We start from the raw sequence: 18,060 nt of genomic DNA on the forward strand, positions 1-18,060 counted from the left end.
CCACCAACGCCACCGGTCACACAAACATCCCAGAACACCAACTACCTAGATCAGATGCCCTCAAGACACGCTCATGCTCAGACAGATGTCAGGGAGTTGTCGGCGTCTGAGCTTCAGGGTGGAGGTAGCCGAGGTTGGTGGGTCCGTGTGTGGCTGATGCCGAGGAGGAATAGCGCCCGTTCGTCCGGCTCCAGTCGTAGTTGCCCCGGATCCAGTGGCGCATGACCTCGACGTAGCGTGTGACGTCGACCGACTCTGCATCGGTCAGGTCCAGCGCGGCGCAGAATTCCGGCACTTGGCGGCTGAGGGCGAGAAACCGGTCGACGATATGATCATGGAGATCACGCGCTGCGTCCAGGGCCTGGTCGCGACTGTAGGAATGCTCTGCCATCAGGCAGGTCACCAGGTTGGGATCGCCGCGAGCCTCATCGGCTTCGAGTGAATAGAAGTCGTTGACCAGGATGACCGAATCCACCGTGCACAGGCGCAGAGATTCGATGAGCGTGCTGTACCAGACGAGCGGCGGGATCTCGAAGCAGCCGACGCGCTCAGCGAGGTCGATGGAGGGACGTACTCCTCCCGAGCGCCGATGATTGTGCGTGCGCTGCTCGGCATCCGGACGGGTTCCGGCCCGGCGGTCGGCCTCTTCCGTCAAGTTGCCCTCCAGATAGGCCACCCAGTTGGCAGCGGCACGCCGCTGCCAGTGCTGGGACATGCCGCGCGTTTCCCGGCGCCAGCAGTCGGCGAAGGCCAACACGATCGGTGCGGCGCCGGGCGAGGGGACCGTTCCTGGCCGCTGGTGGAGCAGGTCAATGAGCTGCTCGCACGCCGTGACCGCTGCCGCGGGAACGGTGCCCTCAGGGACGTCGAACTGGTCGTCGAAGAGGAAGAACCAGCCCATGACGTCGAAGGCAAGGTCCAAGTCTTCTCCGACGGCTTCCGGGCAGATATAGGCCGAGAGCTCAGCGACCTGGGAGAACGCATAGCGCCAGGCCATCTTGTCGCCGGTGACCAGATGCTGTCTGCGTACCCAGGCCAGGTTGCGCTCCCGGGCACCGGCCCGGTCGGGATTGGCAGGGAGAGCCGGGATCGGCATGGCGAAGGAGAGTTCCTGCGGCATGGGTGGAGCTCCAGGGGATTCCTCAGAAGTGGCCCAGCAGGCCCAGCACCCACGACGGTTCGACGTCCGCCCCTGCCGGGCCGCGCCAAGGGCGCGTGCTGCGGCGAGAAACTACGCTCGTAGCCCTATTGACACCCAATCCCCGTACGAGGGCAAGCGTTTTCCTGCACCATAACCCGGGCGCTTGGAGCACACCTTCCCTCAGCCGCGCACCCCTCGCACGCCGCATGTCGCCCCAATACGCCCCTACACCTCCGCCCCACCTGGGCTGACCGACCCGTGCACCCATCACCGCCGGGGCAGCTCGAAGAAACCTATGGCCCACAATCCGCAGAAACCACGCCGCGGGCGGCTATCACAACTCCGGTCAAGACGCCTGGGTAACCGGTGGAGCAGGGGTGAATGTTCGGTTGTCACGCAAGAGCGCCCACAGCACACTGGCGCGTCGGCGGGCGAGTGCGATGACAGCCTGGACGTGCTTGCAGCCTTCGCCACGCTTCTTCAAGTAGAAGTCCCTGTTCGGGCCTTCGCGGATGATGCTGGTCTGCGCAGAAAGGTAGAACACCCTTCGCAGGCGCCGACTGTAGCGCTTGGGGCGGTGCAGATTGCCGGTGCGACGGCCCGAGTCCCTCGGCACGGGTACCAGCCCAGCCGCGGAGGACAGGTGGCCGGCGTCCGCGTAGGACGACAGGTCACCGGCGGCCACCACGAACTCTGCACCGAGTATCGGGCCCATACCAGGCAATGACTCGATGATCTCCGCCTGCGGATGTGTACGGAATGTCTCCCGAATCTGCCGGTCGACGCGCTTGAGCCGGCTGTCCATGGCCAGGATCTGGGCTGCCAGATCAACGACGATCTGTGCAGCGACATCCTCGCCGGGCAGCGAGGTGTACTGAGCCTGAGCAGCCTCCACGGCGGTGGCAGCGACCATGGCCGCTCCACGGACGCCCCGCTTGGCAAGCCAGGCCGTCAACCTGGCCCGGCCGCGACGACGGATGTCGGCGGGAATCTGGTATCCGGTCAGCAGGATGAGAGCACCCTTGTGGTCCGAGTAATCGAAGGCCCGCTCCACTGCAGGGAAGATGCCACTGAGCACATCACGCAACCGATTGATCATCCGCACCCTGTCCGCAACCAGATGCGACCGGTGCGCGGTCAGTAGGGCAAGGTCGGCGCCCAATTGAGCAGGTACCCCGATGAACGCGAAGTCCTGGCGGTGGCGGGCCGTTTCAGCAATTACGTAGGCGTCGCGGGCGTCGGTCTTGGCTTCGCCTCGGTAGGCGCCAGCCATGCGGTTGACGGTACGACCCGGCACGTAGACGGCGCGTTGACCGTGAGCGGCGAGCAGTGCCAGCAGCAAGGCCGAAGCCGTGCCAGAGATATCCGCTGCCCAGCGCACGTCATTCGCCAGGTCCAGGATTTCGCCCAGTGCCGTGAGGATTGCTGATTCATCGTTGTCGATCTTCTTCGACCACAGGGTCGCCCCTGTGTCGTCAACCACCGCTGCCCAGTGATGGCCCTTGCCCGCGTCGATCCCACACCAGACTTGGCCAAACCGCTTACTCACTCGCCCGCTCCTCGTTCCGCCCAGTCCGGTTGGCTCGAGGAACGCCCCGCTGTCCGCTCCGTAAACAGCGACCGCACAAGGCGCGCACATCTCAATCAGCAGCCCGGGCGCCCCAGAGAACCGGACGGCCACTCCTCGCGAGCTACTGAAGGCAGGGCCTACTCAGCCACGTCCGGTCCTCCGGGCCGCCTAACAACTTACGGAGCCCTACTGGGCCAAGGACGCGGCCCAACACCTGTCCGCCCAAGGCATCACCGTAGAGATCACGCCTCGGCTCCAGGGGGCCATGGACGAGGAACGGATCTGGGCGAACGATCCGATGCCCTGGTGCACCCGCAGCGAGATCCGCGAGATCTCCAACGAGGCCCGGAAGATCCACGACGACACCCGCAACGGCCCATCTCCTCATCCACGCCCACGCCCACGCCCACGGCTTCTCCCGGTAGTTCCTGACACTCTCAGCAAAGAGCGGCTTCGTAGGGGCGCTGAGCACCGTGAGCGGGATCTGTCGTTACCTCCGATGGTTGTGAGTTCTCTCAGCCGGAGGGGTAGTGGATCTGTTCTTCGTCAGTCCAGCCGCGTACAGGAGCGGCCTGAGTTGTACGACAGGGTCGGAGAGGAAGCCGTACGACGGCTGGACTTCGGAGCCCTGCCGGATCGTCTGCCGGTGTTCGTGGACGAAGAACTATCGCTACTCGACCAACCTGCAGGTCGTGATCGACACCAACAGCCGCCTGGTGATGGCGATTGACCTGCCCCTGCCGGCCGCCGCAATGACTGCCGGGCCTTCACCGAGTCCGGCGTCGACCGGGCTCGCTCTGTCTCTCATGTGCTGTCTTCACTAAGGCGGTCGACTGCCCAGGGCAGGAGCTCCTTGGCCACCGCAAGGCTGAACGGCCTCACCAGTGAACGAAGTTCGGCGCAGGCGGAAGGGCCGAGCGTGATGTAAGGGAGGGCCGCCAGTCTGTCGGTGGTGTGCTCGATCTCCGCCCTGCGCCGCATACCGTCCTCGGTCAAGGTCAGGTGGGGTCCATCGTCGAGCCATCCGCGCTCACGCAGGTTCTGTACGGCCTGCCCCCACTGCTCAGGCGTCCATGCCCGCGAGTCGCGCAGCACCTCTGCGCCGATGTCGCCTGTGGCAGCGTGCGTGACGAGAGCCTCGAGCCCGCTCAGTCCGGCAGCCAGGAGTGCCGCCACGTGACCGTCGCCACGGAACTCCCGCAGCAGGGTCTGCGCGTGCCAGAGCACGAGGTGGGGTGCGCTCGGCCACGGCAGTGCGGCGTGCGCGGCGAAGAGCGGGCGGCCTTGTGGCTGACGCATGGCTACTTCAGCAGCGGTACGGGCCAGGTCCGCTGCGCGGGCCAGTGCCGGTGAGGAGATGTCCGCGCCGAGGATGCGGCGGAGCGTGGCGTCGATCCCGGCGAGCCGGGCGGCGGTGAACTGCTGCGGCGTGGCAGCCTCCCATGCCGCGGGTATGGCTCGGCGCACCAGTTGGGGATTGAAGTTGTAGAACGTGGCAATGACCAGATCCGCCGGAGCGGCGCCGAGTGCGGCGGAGCGGGACGCGAAGTACCCCGCCCTGGCGTCCACGCCCAACTCGGCGTACTTGCCTGTGGATTCGGGCGAGAAGTAGACGGCCCCGTGGTAGGGCTCAAGGGTTCTCCACGTCTGGCGTGCGAGGGCCAGGCTGTCGCGGTCCGCGTTCTGCGTCATGGGGGGTCGCCGTCCTGTGGCGGATGAAGCGCTGCTGTTCATCGAGCACGCGACGGCGTGTGGGGCACGCCCATTCGTACCGTCTAGTCGGTACGTTATCGGAGAGCGGCTCCAGGGGCTACCGCCCTGCAACCAGTTCTCTCCTGACCGAGAGGCGAATCCATCCGCGGTACGCGTCACCGCTGGTGCGGGCCCTGATGGTACTGACGCACCATCAGGTGGCTCGGTCGTCAAGAAACTCGGCCGCATGCCCGACGGCGGCGGCCACAGAACGCTGGGCCGCCGAGCCGACCGGGCAACCCGTGGCGGCATGGGCTTCGGTCAGGCGTCCGAGGCGGCTGCGGGACGGTCTCCCGGCCGATCGACACCCTCGCCGCCGCGGGCGAGGAGGCGCACTGGGCCGCGATCCGCGCTGATCCACGGCTTCCCTCACCGTCCATAATGCTGAGCGCCAGGGACCCTGCGGCGGGCCGCGTAGCCTCGCGCATTCGCTTGGTGTTGGCGAGCGTGTCCGACGAGGGGGGCGTTGATGGTGGGTCATGGTCCGGCGCGATTGTCGCGCCGTCGTGCACTGTTACTGCGATGAGCGCGTATCCAGCGCCGTTTGCCGCGATAGCACTTTCATACTCCTGTTGAAATATCAACTGAATAGGCCGCAGCATGTGCGGAGGTTCGGTCGCCGCTCTGGTGGAAGAGGGGGTGGGGTGATGGGAGTCGTCGTTCGCGGCGGTGCAGAAACTCAGTCCCTGGACGGCAATGCAGATAACCCGTGCAGAGGTGCTCAAGTCCGAGGCCGTGATCGCGCCGGCACAGGGATCGAAATGTGCGCTCACCGGGGGTGAGTGGTCCTCCCCGTACCACGACCGGTACATCCAGGGCCCGCGCGGCCTCGACATCGACCATGTCGTATCTGTAACTACCGGATGAATCAGCGATGTTCAGGTAGGTCAGAACGTTGATGACATACCGCTGACAGCCTGACCGGGGGTGCACCGATTCATCGTCCGAGGCTGCGAGCCGTTCACCGGATCTGCCGATGAGAGGGCGCGAGCCTCCTGCGAGCAACCGCGCGGTCCGGCCAGGGATTGCGAGCCCGTTGTCTATACCTTGCTCGCCACCACCATGTAGTTCTCGGCCTCAGGGTTGAACGTGCTCATGGCTGCGGAGCCAGAGCATCGCACCGCACAGGTGGAGCCCGGCCTCGTAGCTCTGCGAGGTCTTGTCGAAGCGGGTCGCTATGCCGCGCCAGTTCCGCAGGCGGTTGACACACCGCTCCACGGTGTTGCGTTCGGTGCACAAGTCCGCGTCCTGGCTGACGGGGCGGCCGCCGCGCTTGCCGCGCTTCCTGCGGTTGGCGGCCCGGTCCACCTTCTCCGGGATCACCCCGCGGATCCCCCGTCCGCAGGTAGCGGCGGTTGCCGCGGTTGCGGCGGGAGGAGTACGCCTTGCCGGCGGCCACCGCGTACGGCCGGCTCTTCGAGCGTCCGACCGGGCCGCGGACCTTGATTCGCTCCAGGACCGGGACGAACTGCGGGCTGTCGCCGGCTTGTCCGGGCGTGGGGACGAACGCCAGCGGGCGGCAGCGCCGGTCGTCCGCCAGATGGATATTGTTGGTCACCCGCCTCGGGAGCGCCCCGGTCCAGCAGCCTTCAAGCGGGCGCGGTGCCGTCGGCGGGCCGGGCGCCGTTCAGCGCGGCCGTCGGCGTCGGACTGTCCCTCTCGCGGCTCCTGTTCCATCGGGGCGCCCCCTTTTCAGACTCCAGGGCCGCCTCCAGGGCTGCCAACTGCTCCGCATCGAGGATCATCCCGGCGGCGTGCTGGTGGGCCCGAGACGTCGCGGAATCCACCCTGAGCAGGCCCATGTCGGTCTCACGCGCGCGGCTGCTTCGGCGATCAACGCCTCCATCAACTGCTGGAAGGCTCCCTGCCCCACCCAGATGCGGAAGCGGTCGTAAGTGCTCTGCCAGGGCCCGAACTCGTTCGACAGGTCGCGCCAAGGGCTGCCGGTGCGGAAGCGCCACATCACCGCGTTGAAGTCCCGCAGGTCGAGCCCGAGTGCGGCGATCGGGAGATGAGGCTCGATCAGGGCCCGCTGCTCGTCGGTGAGATCGCCTCGGGCCGTGACTGACGACCTATCAAGACCGGGCCTCGGTACGCAGACGATCCACCGAATCGTGATCCGAACTCCAGACAGGACCTAGTCGGCCCCGACCACCGCGATGTCGTGCGGCGACCGCGGATCGATTTCGTAGTGGGTTCCGAACTGGCTGCTGAAGCCGATCACCCGCACCCTCTGCCCCTGCTTCAGGCCGGAGACGTCGATGCCCGTCTGCACATTGACGAAGACCGGCACGGGGCCCGAACCGTCGTCGACGGACAGCTTGTACCCGTAGGGGAGGTCGCTCGTGGGTGCCTGAGTGATCCTGCCGACGACCTTGACGAGCTGCCCCTCGGTGGCCTCGCCGACCCCGGCGGTGCCGACCCGCTCCGGCCTCACCGGCCAGTCCTTGTGACCGAGCTCGACATCGGAAGGATCTGCCGGGACCAGGGTCAGCAGTCCGGAGCTGTTCCGCAGCGTGCCGGTGATGCGTGCGCGCCGATACGGGTACGCATGCACGTCGCTGTGCAGGCTGACGTAGATACCGGCGGTCCTGTCCTGGAGCCCGAATCCCTTGTCGCCGAAGCTGGATTCGAAGGCACCGGAGGGAGTCGTCACCGAGCCCGCCACGGTGACCACTGTCCCGACCGGCAGGCCGCGGGCCTGGGCGATCGAGATCGTCTTCGCCTGCAGTGCGGCGACTGCCGAACCGGTCTCCAGCACGGGCGCCACCATCAGGGCGAGCAGGGGTGCGAAGAGCAGCATGAGAAGCCGACGGGTCAAGCCCATGAATGCACTGTCCTTTCCGAAAACCGATACCTCCCAAGTGTGCGTGCACGCCGCGCACTTCACACACACGCGCAACGGCACCCTCATGCCGGTCGGCGACCGCACGGTGGGCACGTCCTCACGCACCTACCGGTTCTCGGCGAACGTGCAGGCCATCGTCGACGCGGACACGCGCCCGGTGGTGGCCCCCGCACGCCCGGTGCGGGGCACGACCGCGGATGCGAAACGTCACCGTGCTCGGCGACGGTCGCCTACATCAACACCGCCTGATCGTCCCGCACCGCGAACGGCCCGGACGGCCGCTGCTGAAGGGCGAGGAAGAGGACAACGCCGCGCACCGCAGGGTCCGCGCCCGCGTCGAGCACGTCGTCGGTGGGATGAAGAACTACAAGATCCTGCGCGACTGCCGGCAACACGGCGACGGCCTCCATCACGCCGTCCAGGCCGTCGCCCGCATGCACAACCCCGCCCTCGCCGCATGACCAGATGCGTCAACAGCCCAGCTAGGCCGCCTGTTCAGAGCCTTCTGCAACACCCTTTAAGCCTGTCGCCGAAGCACGCACAATAATCCGCAATCTGCTGTCCGAAGGAGCGCCTTCTTGACCACTCTCGCCGTCACCGGGCACATGGACCTGACCGAAGACAGCGTGCCACTGGTGCGCAACGCGCTACGTGAGGCTCTCAAGCCCTACGCGGCCGAGGGAAGTCTGGTGGGTGTCTCGTGTATCGCGAAGGGCAGCGACTCCATTTTCGCTGAAGTCGTCCTGGACCTCGGGGGCAGCCTGGTCGCGGTGATCCCCTCGAAGGACTACCGGCAGAACAAGGTCAAGCCCGACCACGCCGCCACCTTCGACCGGCCCATCGACGCCGCAGACAAAGTCCTCGTCCTCGACAACGAGACGGCGAACCGGGCCGCCTACGAGGACGCCAACCGCACCATGCTGCAGCACGCCGAGCGTCTGGTCGCCGTGTGGAACGGCGAGCCGCCGTCAGGCAAGGGAGGCACCGCGGACACCGTCCTGGAGGCGCGCGACGCCGGTCTTCCCGTAGATGTGGTGTGGCCGCAGGGCGCTGCACGGACCAACTGACCTGTACGTCTCCCCCAGCCGTGCCTACGACCACCCGCGCATCGCCGCCGGGACCGGCACTCTGCTGGAGGAAATCCGCCACCACATCCCCGACCCGGACACCGCGGTGGTCGCGGTCGGCGGCGGCCTGTTCGCCGGAGTGGCCACCGGCGCCCAACACCACGGCACCCGTACCGTCGCGGTCGAACCCGAGAACTGCCGCGCGCGCAACGCCGCCCTCCAGTCCGGTTCCGTCATCGACGCCACCGTGGACTCGATCGCCGCCGACTCCCTCGGCGCACGCCGCACCTCCCAGATGGCCCTGCCCGCCGCCCGGCAAGACCGCGTCCACTCCGTGCTCGTGCCGGATATCGAGATCATCCGCGTCCGGCAAGCACTCCGGGACCACCGCAAGGTACCGGTCTACGGCGCGGCAACCGCGCTGGCCGCCCTCACCGCGCGCCGCCCAGCCATGCACCGACCGGGACCTGCTGTCCCTGCCGACCGTCCCCAGTCGCAGCTACCGGCCCGGCAACGGCGAGCAGGTCTGCGTGGTGCTGTGCGGGTCCAACCCCGAAGAGCTGGCTTTTCATGATCAGCACCGGTTCACCTCCGCTCGCGCGGAGAGCACCTCGTCATTCCACTCTGTGGGGGGGGTCATCAAAGATTCCCCACGTAAGGCCAGTTGGAATGTGGTTCTCGGCGATCGTAAGCGGAGACTCGGCGCATCTCCGGGAGTGCGTACGTGCGTGCGCTCAGAAGGCATGGTGGGAGTCCGCTTCCGTGAATCCGGAAACGGTCTTGCTTCGTGGAGCGTCGCGGTCAGGCGCCTTGCGGATGGAGGTCGAGTGCGAGGTACGGGGCGAGTGCGTGCAGGAAGTCCGGTGCGTCGAAGATCTCGCCGGCGGAGGCGACGCCGAGCGTCTTGGTGCGGCCGGTCAGGACGCGTTCGAGGGCCTCGGCGACGAGGGGTGCGGTGACGGCGTAGATGTCCTGGCCGCCGGCCGTGGCCCGGCGTTCGACTCCGCCGGAGCGTACGACGGCGTCGACGAGGAAGGTCTGGTCCGAGCGCCCGCTCGGGTCGGCGGCGGTCGGGGCCGGTGTGTGGGGGGCGGCGACGTCACGGACCGCCTCAACGGTCATGTAGGTGGTCACGTCGGGGATGGACAGGTGCTGGGGAACGGTGACGACGTCCGCCATCGTGAACTCGCCGATCACCTCCCGGACTCCCATCGGTTCCGGGAAGGTCCACTGAAGGGCGGGCGCGGCGTCGGTACGCCGCTCCCACTGGCCGCCGCTGTAGCGCAGGCGGACGCCGCCGCGGCGCTCGCGGGAGACGGCACCGGACAGGCGGGTGCCGGCGGTGGGGTGCCAGCTGCTGAGCGCGTAGGCGATGTGGGCCTCGTCGGCTGCGGTCCAGTCGCCCATCGCCGCGGTGGCCAGCAGGTCGCCGAGGCCGCCGAAGAAGGCCATGGCCGGGACGATCACCGCTCCCGCTTCCCGGGCTCGGTCCTGGTAGTGGGCGAAGGTGTCGAGGTTGGCCTCAAGCTCGGCGGCCACGTCCAGGTACGGGATCTTCGCACGGAGCGCGGCCTCGATCACGGGACCGGTGGTCGTCGCGAAGGGGCCCGCGCAGTTGATGACCGCCACTGCGCCCGCCAGGGCCCGGTCCAGCGACGCCGCATCCTCGGCCGACGCCACCCGGGCCTCAAGACCGAGCTCGTCGGCCAGCTCCCGCAGCGCCTGGGTGTTGCGGCCGGAGGGCACCGGGACGTATCCGCGCGCGGTCAGCTCCGCGACCACGAACCGCCCGGTGTGACCGTACGCGCCGAACACCGCCACCAGCTGGCCTGACCCCATGAGACTGCCCCCGTTGCACTGGAACACCCGCCGCGATGTCGATCCGCCGCGGCCTGACATCCACATCCTGTCCTCGTGGCAGCGCCCCGTACGAGTGTCGGAAACGACAGGGCGCGTACAGTTTCGGACATGCCCACCGTCGCGCTGGCCGTCACCGACGGCATGCTCCACTACGAACTGTCCGTGGCCATCGAGATCTTCGGCGCTGACCTGACCCACATCGTGGACCCCTGGTACGACTTCGCCGTCTGCGGAAGCGGTCCGGTGCACATCGACCGCTTCCGCCTGGCGCCCGACCACGGACTCGACCATCTCGCGCACGCCGACACGGTGATCGTCCCCGGCTGGGCCGACGCCGACCGTGAACCGCCCGGCGACCTGGTCCAGGCTGTGCGCACCGCCCACGAGGCCGGCGCCCGCGTGGCCTCGCTGTGCACGGGCGCCTTCGTCCTGGGCGCGGCCGGACTGCTCGACGGCAAGCGCGCCACCACCCACTGGGCCCACACCCGGGAACTGGCCCGGCGCCACCCGGCGGCCACGGTGGATCCGGACGTCCTCTACGTCGACAACGGCGACGTCCTCACCTCCGCGGGCAAGGCCGCCGCCATGGACCTGTGCCTGCATCTGGTCCGCCTCGACCAAGGCTCGGCCATCGCCAACAAGATCGCCCGCCGGCTGGTCATCCCACCCCACCGCGACGGCGGCCAGGCCCAGTTCATCGCAACACCCCTGCCCGAGCCCGGCAACCACCCCCTGGGCGGACTCTTCCCCTGGGCACTGGAACGACTGGACCAACCGCTCACCGTGGAGGACCTGGCCCGCCAGGCCCGCATGAGTTCACGCCACCTCGCCCGTCACTTCAAACACCTCACCGGCACCACCCCACTGCAGTGGCTCCACACCCAGCGCATCCGCCACGCCCAGGAACTCCTGGAAACCACCAACGCCACCGTCGACACCATCGCCACAGCCACCGGCATGGGCACCGCCACCACCCTGCGCCGCCACTTCCACCGCAGCGTCGGCGTCCCGCCCGACACCTACCGCCGCACCTTCCGCCCCCAAGAGCCAGTCCCAAGCCCGCATGGCGGAAGCTGACACTTCACGGTCAGCGTGTGGGTAACCTCGCCTCTTCATGTTGGTCGCCGCATACCCGGTTGACACTTACCTAACCCGGACGATCTTGCTGAACGAGCCGGAAGGACTGCAGGGCTTCGTCGCTCGAAGGAGTGCAAACCACCGTGTGCCAGGCGGCAGTCAGCGAGAGGTCATCCTCTTCGTCTGGAGCGTACTGGGTGGAGTAGCCGGGTTGATCGGCACGATCGTCGGGATCATTGCCTACCTCTTCCCGCGCGGCTGAGGACACTGGTGACAGTGCCGTAGCGCACGAGTTCGGATCGCATCTGTTCATTGTCCAAGGTGAGGACCTGGACGCATTGGGCAAGGGCGTCGACGGACCGGCGAAGATCGGTGATCTCTTCGTGGCGGACACACGAGCCGACAGCTCCGCCCGGTAGGCAGTGCCGTCGTCGAAGGCGTCGTGCACCCCCAGGAGTGCGGCCGGTGCCCGTCGAGTTCTCCGAGGGCGTGCTGTGCGTCTTGGGCGCCGTCCCCCTGCTTCCCCGACGCCTTGTCCGCCGGGGCCGACACCAGCCCGAGCCACGCCGGGGCGCCGGCGGAGGTACGGGCCGGGCGCACCCAGGGTGCGCCCGGCCCAACCCCGGAACTCCCCGCCCGGCCCGGCTCGTACGTCCGGGGCCTTGGCGGCGCGGGCATGGTGGGCGCGCATGCGGCGCTCGGTGTCGGGATCAGGGGGAGGCGAGTACACCAGTGATCTGCCGCAACTTGGCCGCGGTGAGAGCGGGTTGAGCAACGGCGTCGGCCGCCGCCTTCCAGTGTGGCGCACCGTAGGCGGCCAGAAGGACGTCCGTCACTCCTGGGCATGACGCGCCGACGAGGACGCACCCCCGTGCGGGGTCCTGGCCCGGCCGGATGAGGTCGGCGAGCTCCTGGTCGACCATGCCGGGGAGCTCCCACCGTGCAGTGGGGCCGACGCCATCACCCGCAGGCTCGCGTCGGCGGCGGCCGGGAGCGGGCCCTAGCCGTGAAGGGCCTACGCGACCGCTCCTCTTCGCCCCGCATCGTCTGCACCGAGCAGAGATCGTACGACGCGCCCTCTGCAGATGTAGTACACGTTCCCAGTGGTAAGAACGAGCACCCCCTCCCGGAATACCGCCGGCTGCCGCTGTACCCCACGCGGAGCACACAGCAGACACCGCCCATCGGGCCACCGCACCCGCATGCGGCGGCATCTTCATGGCCGGCTCGATCCTGTGGGGCATGGTCGCCAACGGCTACCGACCCCGACCGCTGACACGTGACCGGCGCACCGATCTGCCTGGCCGGCATGGCCGTGATCATGTGGGCGCCGCTGGGCCGATCGGGCGCCCTCAGGAGGGCTCGTCGGGCAGCAGCCCCAGCTGCCCCAGGAACTCCATCTCGTCGAAGTAGAGCCGGTAGTCCGCGATCCGCCCGGCCTCGTCGACGGTGGCCAGGTCCACCCCGCGGATCCTGACCTCCTTCTGCGTCGGAGGCAGCGTGTCCCCCGAGGGCAGCTGGATCGGCCCGGTGTTCCGGCCGCTGAAGAACCCCTCGTCTATCGCCGTGTTCCCGATCTCGTACGAGTGCACCGACTCGTACGACCCCTCCGGGATCGCGTCCGTCATCTGACGCCAGTACTCGGCGATGTTGTCGCGCCCGTGGATCTCCCCGCCGTCAGGGGTGAACGCGACCGCATCCGCTGCGTAGAGCTCGCCGATGGTCTTCGGGTCCGCGTGCGTGGTGACCGCCTCCGTGAGCCGGTCCATGACCTCACGTGCCTGCCCCATGATTCGCCTCCCGCGCTGAAGGATCACCCATCCCATCGTCCCACCGGAGCCCCGCCGAGGCCCACCGCAGAACCCGACCGCAACCCGTCCACGCGCCCGGCCCGCCTATCCCGGCCGGACAGGCATCCGACGGTCCCCACCGGACCACGCAAGAGGAACAGCCCATGGCCACTGGCGGCCGACGAAAGCGTGACCGCGCAGGCCGCCACCGGGCTGTGGTGCACCGGCCCGGCGTCGCCTTCAAGGCGATGACGGACGACCGATTCTGCAGGCGTGCGCCATGGCTACTCACCTTGCAGGAGCCGGGTCATTTTCTGGCCCATGTCGACGTCGCAGGTTTCGGCGGCGTGCTCGATCCACCCCAGCGCCGCCCAAACGCGGGCGATGCTCTCGGCCAGCACCACCTGTTCGTCGGTGCACAGGGCGCGTCCGCGCAGTCCGGGGACCACCCGGTTCGTGGCGGCCACGAAGGCGTGGCAGGCCCCGACCACGTCCAGGAACTCCGCTGTCAGTTCGAAGTGCCGGATGACCGGGGTGGATTCGGCGGTCCGCTCGAATTCCTCGTGGCCTTGGAGGCTCTGCTCGACCTGGGGGTGGTTGACCAACTGCCGGGCTCGGGAACGCGACCGGCGCCGCTCGCCCAGTTCCGCACGTCACGCCGACGCGATCGGCGTCGCCTGGCTCCCTTACCTGGTGCTGGTCTCTTGATCGGTGAGACGCCCGGTGAGGAAGGTTCGCTCGGCTTCGTTGCCGGTCAGTTCCAGCGGCTGCCGGTAGGCGGCCGCCGCCGCGTCCGTACGGCCCAGCCGTTGCAGCAGGTCCGCCTTGATTGCCGGCAGATACTGGTACCGGGCCGGCCGGCCGTCCTGCGCCAGCGCCTCGACCTGCGCCAGTGCGCTGGCCGGTCCATGGGTCATCGACACGGGCACGGTCCGGTTCAGCGCGACAACCGGTGAAGGCCACAGCGTCGCCAGCCTGTCGTAGAGTGCCACGATCTGCGGCCAGTCCGTCTCCCCCTACGTCGGCGCCCGGGCGTACAGCGAGGCGATCGCCGCCTGCAGCAGATAGCGCCCCGCACGGCCGCCACGCAGCCCGGCCACGATCAGTTCGTGCCCCTCGGCCGGCGCGGTGCGGTCCCACAACGAGCGGTCCTGCACGGCAAGTCGCAGCAGCCGGCCGTCTCCGCCAGTTCGGGCCGCGCGCCGGGCGTAGGTGACCAGGAGCAGCGCCAGCAGCCCACGCACCTCCGGCTCATCGGGCACCAAGTCGCGCAGCGTGCGGGCAAGGTGCAGCGCGCGGTCGGCCAGGTCGGTGCGCGTCGTCCAGGGCGAGCTCGTCGACGGCCTCCTCGGGCTCCACCAGCAGCGGCAGCTTCGAGCGGAACGTCCGCTCCCGCCGGACCGCGTCCATCGCCCGGCGCTTGGCCGCGGTGGTGAGCCACGCCGCAGGGATGCCTGGGATCCCATCGCGTTCCCAGGCCGACACCGCCGCGGCGTATGCCTCCTGCACGCACTCCTCGGCCAGGTCCAGGTCGCGGGCGACGCGTACCGTCGCGGCGAGCACGAAGGCCCACTCGCGCCGGTGCGCGTCGGCCACCGCCTGCCTCGCGTTGGTCGCAGCCGTCATCGGACGATGGGCGCGATCCCGCCCGCAACGGGGCGCACCTCCACACCGCCACGGCCCCACTGCACGGCGGGGTTACGACGTGCCAGCTCCAGCGCGGCGTCCAGGTCGGGAGCCTCGAGGATGCAGACGCCCGCGATGACTTCCTTGGAATCGAGGAAGGGCCCGTCGGTGACCACGTCACCGCGCAGCGAGGTGGCGGTGTCGGCGGAGTGCAGCGCATACGCCGCGATCATGGCGCCGGAGTCGACGAGGTCGTCGGCGTGTCGCTTACTCGCCGCCTGCTGCTCCGGGCTGTAGTCGCCGGCCGCAGAGCTGTCGAAGATGAGGATTGCCTACTGAGCCATGACGGGTCTCCTTGGCTGTGTGTCTGGTCGGTACGCCTCTACGTCGGACGGGCGACGCGAAATCGACAGACCCTACGCGAACTTTCCCGGACGCCCTCGGCCTGTCACGCCCAGATACCTCAGCCGTGTGGGTCGGGATCTGCGCCCATGTTCGATCTTCACCGGGTGGGAGCTCTCGACGCCTTTGTGGAGGCCTCCGATAGGATGCGGCGCTCAATTCAACCGTGATCAAGCATGGAGGGGGCGCGGGATGCTATTGACGTGCCGGATTTGTCGGCAGCGTGGGGTTGCCTTTGACGGGATCAAAGGAATGTGTCCGGTCTGTCAGCAGAAGAACGACGCGGCGAAGCCGCCTCAGCGCCGCGGGCGCAACGACAAGGCGGCGTTGCTGATCCAGTCCAAGGTGAGCCCCGGGCGGGTCTCGCTGTCGGGCCCGCTGCTTGTGGTACTGGCTGCAGCCACCGTTGCCATCTTCACCGAAATGGCCCGGTTTTTCGCCGAGCGTACGCGGGCCCATCAATGGGCCTTGGCCGCCGCTCACCGTGGCTTTGACCGGCAGGCTGTGCACAGCGCACTCCGGACGATCAACACCACGGACATGTTGCGCTTCTTCGCTTTCATGGCAGTTCTGTATACCTACCAGCGGTGGGTGCGTGCCGGCCACGCCAACGCCATGACACGCAGCGACATCGGGCTGGGATGGCTCAGGGCCCTGCCGGGCGGCCGCGGAGTCGTCTGGACCTACGGCGCGTGGTTCCTGTCGGTTTTCGCCGCGTTCTACGTCTCGTTCGTGGTCAGCTCCGACCTCCAGACGCCCGGCGATTACGAGACCGCGGCGGACGTCGACGCCGGCTACAGCCTGGTCCGCATAGTCCTGGCCGTACTGCTGAGCGTGTTCGTCGTGCAATTGACCCTTGGGCTGAACAAGCTGCTGGCCACGCCTCAGACGACGGACGTGACCGACCGGCCCGTCGAGCTGCAGACCAGCGACGAGGACTAAGCTCGGGTTTCAACCTCGCCGTGTGTTGTGGGAATTGCCAGGGTCCATCTCGCACGCGAGGCGTGCGAGATAGGCGTCGAGGGGTTGAACACGTCCCGGGAAGGCTTCCTGGAGGTCCCACCAGTGCATGGCGGCGATCTCCTCATTGGCGCGGAAGTGCTGAATCGCGGTGGTGCGGCCTGCGAACAGTGCCGCGTACTCGGCTCGCTCCCCGGGTGCGAGTATGAAGCTCGCGTAACCGATGAACCGCAGTGGCCCGTTGGGCTCCTGGCCGCTCTCCTCCAGCAACTCGCGTACGGCCGCCTGACGAGGAGATTCCCCTTCCTCGATACGTCCGCCCGGCAGTTCCCACCGCTGGCGGAATCGATCGAAGACCATGAGGACGCGGTCGGCGTGCCACAGGGCGACCAATGCCGCCGGCAGTGGCGCGTCACTCGGTGGCGCTGCCTCTGTCCCGCGGGCGAACGCGACCAACGCGTTGCCGCGATCGTCAACCGAGAGCGGTGGGTCCGTGGAATCAAACACCTGGCTATGATTCCCGGTCCGCCGCCGCAGCATCCGATCCGATCGCACGAGGGTGAGATACCGCCTCGCGGGCGAAGAAGGTCGGGGACACCGCTCCTACGGGAGTTCTCTTCGCCGGTGTTCGCACACCTCTGTGTGCGGCTGGCCGATCCAGCCGCACACCCTGTGACCTACTGCAACGCACCCCATACAGGTCTTCGAGCGGCAGGAAGAGGTTAAAACTCAAGCTGAGCTTGTCTTTTACCTCTGAGGCCGTCGCGCTCGATGATGCTCTCAGGGCGTCTGGTCGTTTTCCCGACGTCGTAGTGGGTCGCGAGGCGGCGATTCTTGGAGCCAAGTGGTCTTCCTGGTCCGGGTGTTGACGGTTTCGGTGCACGGGACGGGCAGTGCAGGTGCGGGCGGAGGTTCCGGAACCCTCGGCGGACTCGGGCCGGGGTGAGTCGTGCGGGCACGGCCGGCTCCTCCCAGCGCTGACGGAGGTCCGCTGCGGCTTCGCGGGTGAGCCGGAGCTGGGTGTGGGCGGCGATGATCAGCCACGTCCAGCGGTCCCCCGCTTCGGGTGCGCGGAGTTTCGGACGGGTCCAGCCGAGGGTCTGTTCCATGGGCCGGAAGGTGCGCTCGACGTCGAACCTGCGCAGGAACACCTGCCGGCGGACATCGACGTCCTCGCCGCTCCGTCCGGTGGCCGACGACCAAAGCCAGAGCGGGAGCGGGTCTCCTCCGGCGGGCAGGCGTTCGACCTGGAGGCGGATCAACGTGCCCTCGATGACGGGGAGTTCGCCGCTGTGCTCGATCCAGGCAGAGCGGGTGGTCAGGCGGGGGTGGAGGCGGTCCCAGGCCATCGCGCGGGCGGTGCCGTACCGGTTGGTGACCTGGACCGTCGCTGCATCCGGCTCGCCCCACGTCTGTGGCTTGGCACAGCGGAACTCCTTGCCGTGCCTCGGCGGTCGCCCGCCCTGGGGGCAGGACATGGGAACCCGTACGCGAGTCCACGAGTCATAGGGATTCGTGTGCGAGTTGACGGCTACGGACCGGACGTCACCGAGAGCGCCAGGGGGAACGGGGCACAGCCTGGAGCCTGCGTCCTGGCTGGCCGGGTGGTCGTCTGAGGAGCGGCAACTTCGGCAAAAAAACCGAGCCGTTGCTTTCGTGGTGGTGTGCTTCGCCGCTGGGACATCGCGCGCGATGTGCCCTTGTTAACTCGGCCGGCCGGACAGCGCGGTGCGATCTGGGGCCGGCACCCAGCACGCAGGGCCTGGTGCGGCCGCTCAGTCCGGCTGAGGTTGCGGCTTGCCGCAACGGTGCCACGATGGAAACACGGAGTACAAGGGAGAGGGGCATGCCGTTCGGACGTCGATTCCTGAACGGTGCGACCCAGCCGACGGCGGGGCGCCGGTCGACCTGACTCAACATAGCTGCGCCGCGCCCTCCCGGCGTCGAAACGGGTACCAGGAGCGACG

Annotated in this window: 17 protein-coding genes and 6 pseudogenes; 8 read left to right on the forward strand and 15 right to left on the reverse strand. The window is 68.2% G+C overall.

The genetic code is table 11. The features are described from left to right. Positions 1–88: 88 nt before the first annotated feature. Together ACWC1K_RS28980 and ACWC1K_RS28985 are read right to left on the reverse strand one after the other, a co-directional pair. The gene (locus tag ACWC1K_RS28980; RefSeq protein WP_450835627.1) at positions 89–1,120 is read right to left on the reverse strand and encodes a terpene synthase family protein; all 1,032 of its coding nucleotides are present in this window, start codon (positions 1,118–1,120) and stop codon (positions 89–91) included. Between the two features lie 367 nt (positions 1,121–1,487). Then, positions 1,488–2,690, reverse strand: coding sequence for an IS110 family transposase (locus ACWC1K_RS28985; protein WP_450835628.1), 1,203 nt, complete (start codon positions 2,688–2,690; stop codon positions 1,488–1,490). Between the two features lie 677 nt (positions 2,691–3,367). Here ACWC1K_RS28985 and ACWC1K_RS28990 point away from each other — a divergent pair. Beyond that, a pseudogene (locus tag ACWC1K_RS28990) lies at positions 3,368–3,504 on the forward strand (IS5/IS1182 family transposase); the annotation flags it as partial. Between the two features lie 11 nt (positions 3,505–3,515). Here ACWC1K_RS28990 and ACWC1K_RS28995 read toward each other — a convergent pair. Beyond that, entirely contained in the window at positions 3,516–4,403 is an 888-nt protein-coding gene (locus ACWC1K_RS28995) for an SCO6745 family protein (protein WP_450835630.1), read from the reverse strand. 229 nt (positions 4,404–4,632) lie between these two features. Between ACWC1K_RS28995 and ACWC1K_RS29000 the strand changes: the two are divergent. Further along, positions 4,633–4,731 (forward strand): annotated as a pseudogene (locus ACWC1K_RS29000) (IS481 family transposase); the annotation flags it as partial. 809 nt (positions 4,732–5,540) lie between these two features. Here the strand turns inward: ACWC1K_RS29000 and ACWC1K_RS29005 are convergent. Together ACWC1K_RS29005 and ACWC1K_RS29010 are read right to left on the reverse strand one after the other, a co-directional pair. After that, positions 5,541–6,567 (reverse strand): annotated as a pseudogene (locus ACWC1K_RS29005) (transposase). 33 nt (positions 6,568–6,600) lie between these two features. Next, complete coding sequence (locus ACWC1K_RS29010; RefSeq protein ID WP_450835632.1) at positions 6,601–7,290, reverse strand: hypothetical protein; 690 nt, start codon at positions 7,288–7,290, stop codon at positions 6,601–6,603. Positions 7,291–7,363: 73 nt separating this feature from the next. Here ACWC1K_RS29010 and ACWC1K_RS29015 point away from each other — a divergent pair. The 3 genes and pseudogenes from ACWC1K_RS29015 to ACWC1K_RS29025 all read left to right on the forward strand — a co-directional run. After that, positions 7,364–7,772: pseudogene (locus tag ACWC1K_RS29015) on the forward strand (transposase family protein); the annotation flags it as partial. Between the two features lie 117 nt (positions 7,773–7,889). Then, positions 7,890–8,378 carry a hypothetical protein gene (locus ACWC1K_RS29020; RefSeq protein WP_450835634.1) on the forward strand — a complete coding sequence of 163 codons (489 nt, stop codon included), beginning with the start codon at positions 7,890–7,892 and terminating at the stop codon, positions 8,376–8,378. After that, positions 8,341–8,952, forward strand: coding sequence for a pyridoxal-phosphate dependent enzyme (locus ACWC1K_RS29025; protein WP_450835636.1), 612 nt, complete (start codon positions 8,341–8,343; stop codon positions 8,950–8,952). The genes ACWC1K_RS29020 and ACWC1K_RS29025 overlap by 38 nt, the downstream gene beginning before the upstream one ends. A gap of 227 nt (positions 8,953–9,179) precedes the next feature. Here the strand turns inward: ACWC1K_RS29025 and ACWC1K_RS29030 are convergent, their stop codons facing one another. Continuing rightward, positions 9,180–10,217, reverse strand: coding sequence for a saccharopine dehydrogenase family protein (locus ACWC1K_RS29030; protein ID WP_450835637.1), 1,038 nt, complete (start codon positions 10,215–10,217; stop codon positions 9,180–9,182). 129 nt (positions 10,218–10,346) lie between these two features. Between ACWC1K_RS29030 and ACWC1K_RS29035 the strand changes: the two genes are divergently transcribed. After that, positions 10,347–11,315, forward strand: a complete 969-nt coding sequence (locus ACWC1K_RS29035; protein ID WP_450835639.1) for a helix-turn-helix domain-containing protein — start codon at positions 10,347–10,349, stop codon at positions 11,313–11,315. A 710-nt stretch (positions 11,316–12,025) separates the two neighbouring features. Here ACWC1K_RS29035 and ACWC1K_RS29040 read toward each other — a convergent pair. After that, on the reverse strand, positions 12,026–12,238 hold the full coding sequence (locus ACWC1K_RS29040; protein ID WP_450835641.1) for a hypothetical protein: 213 nt from the start codon (positions 12,236–12,238) through the stop codon (positions 12,026–12,028). 277 nt (positions 12,239–12,515) lie between these two features. Here ACWC1K_RS29040 and ACWC1K_RS29045 point away from each other — a divergent pair. Then, a pseudogene (locus ACWC1K_RS29045) lies at positions 12,516–12,648 on the forward strand (YnfA family protein); the annotation flags it as partial. A 19-nt stretch (positions 12,649–12,667) separates the two neighbouring features. Here ACWC1K_RS29045 and ACWC1K_RS29050 read toward each other — a convergent pair. The 6 genes from ACWC1K_RS29050 to ACWC1K_RS29075 form a co-directional block, all read right to left on the reverse strand. Further along, the gene (locus tag ACWC1K_RS29050) at positions 12,668–13,105 is read right to left on the reverse strand and encodes an ester cyclase (protein WP_450835642.1); all 438 of its coding nucleotides are present in this window, start codon (positions 13,103–13,105) and stop codon (positions 12,668–12,670) included. Between the two features lie 284 nt (positions 13,106–13,389). Further along, positions 13,390–13,749 carry a DUF6192 family protein gene (locus ACWC1K_RS29055; RefSeq protein WP_450835802.1) on the reverse strand — a complete coding sequence of 120 codons (360 nt, stop codon included), beginning with the start codon at positions 13,747–13,749 and terminating at the stop codon, positions 13,390–13,392. A 42-nt stretch (positions 13,750–13,791) separates the two neighbouring features. After that, positions 13,792–14,097 (reverse strand): hypothetical protein, encoded by a 306-nt coding sequence (locus ACWC1K_RS29060; protein WP_450835644.1) that lies wholly within the window; start codon positions 14,095–14,097, stop codon positions 13,792–13,794. Positions 14,098–14,121: 24 nt separating this feature from the next. Then, complete coding sequence (locus ACWC1K_RS29065) at positions 14,122–14,412, reverse strand: DUF6596 domain-containing protein (RefSeq protein ID WP_450835804.1); 291 nt, start codon at positions 14,410–14,412, stop codon at positions 14,122–14,124. After that, positions 14,357–14,731, reverse strand: a complete 375-nt coding sequence (locus ACWC1K_RS29070; protein WP_450835646.1) for a sigma factor — start codon at positions 14,729–14,731, stop codon at positions 14,357–14,359. The genes ACWC1K_RS29065 and ACWC1K_RS29070 overlap by 56 nt, the downstream gene beginning before the upstream one ends. Further along, positions 14,728–15,060: a YciI family protein gene (locus ACWC1K_RS29075; RefSeq protein WP_450835806.1), complete on the reverse strand. Its 333-nt coding sequence runs from the start codon at positions 15,058–15,060 to the stop codon at positions 14,728–14,730. The genes ACWC1K_RS29070 and ACWC1K_RS29075 overlap by 4 nt, the downstream gene beginning before the upstream one ends. A gap of 265 nt (positions 15,061–15,325) precedes the next feature. Here ACWC1K_RS29075 and ACWC1K_RS29080 point away from each other — a divergent pair, with 265 nt between their 5' ends. Continuing rightward, complete coding sequence (locus ACWC1K_RS29080) at positions 15,326–16,075, forward strand: hypothetical protein (RefSeq protein WP_450835648.1); 750 nt, start codon at positions 15,326–15,328, stop codon at positions 16,073–16,075. A gap of 9 nt (positions 16,076–16,084) precedes the next feature. Here the strand turns inward: ACWC1K_RS29080 and ACWC1K_RS29085 are convergent, their stop codons facing one another. Then, complete coding sequence (locus ACWC1K_RS29085; protein ID WP_450835650.1) at positions 16,085–16,633, reverse strand: NUDIX hydrolase; 549 nt, start codon at positions 16,631–16,633, stop codon at positions 16,085–16,087. 182 nt (positions 16,634–16,815) lie between these two features. Further along, positions 16,816–17,646: pseudogene (locus tag ACWC1K_RS29090) on the reverse strand (NF041680 family putative transposase); the annotation flags it as partial. Positions 17,647–18,060: the final 414 nt, after the last annotated feature.

Source organism: Streptomyces sp. NPDC001492 (genome assembly GCF_053597275.1).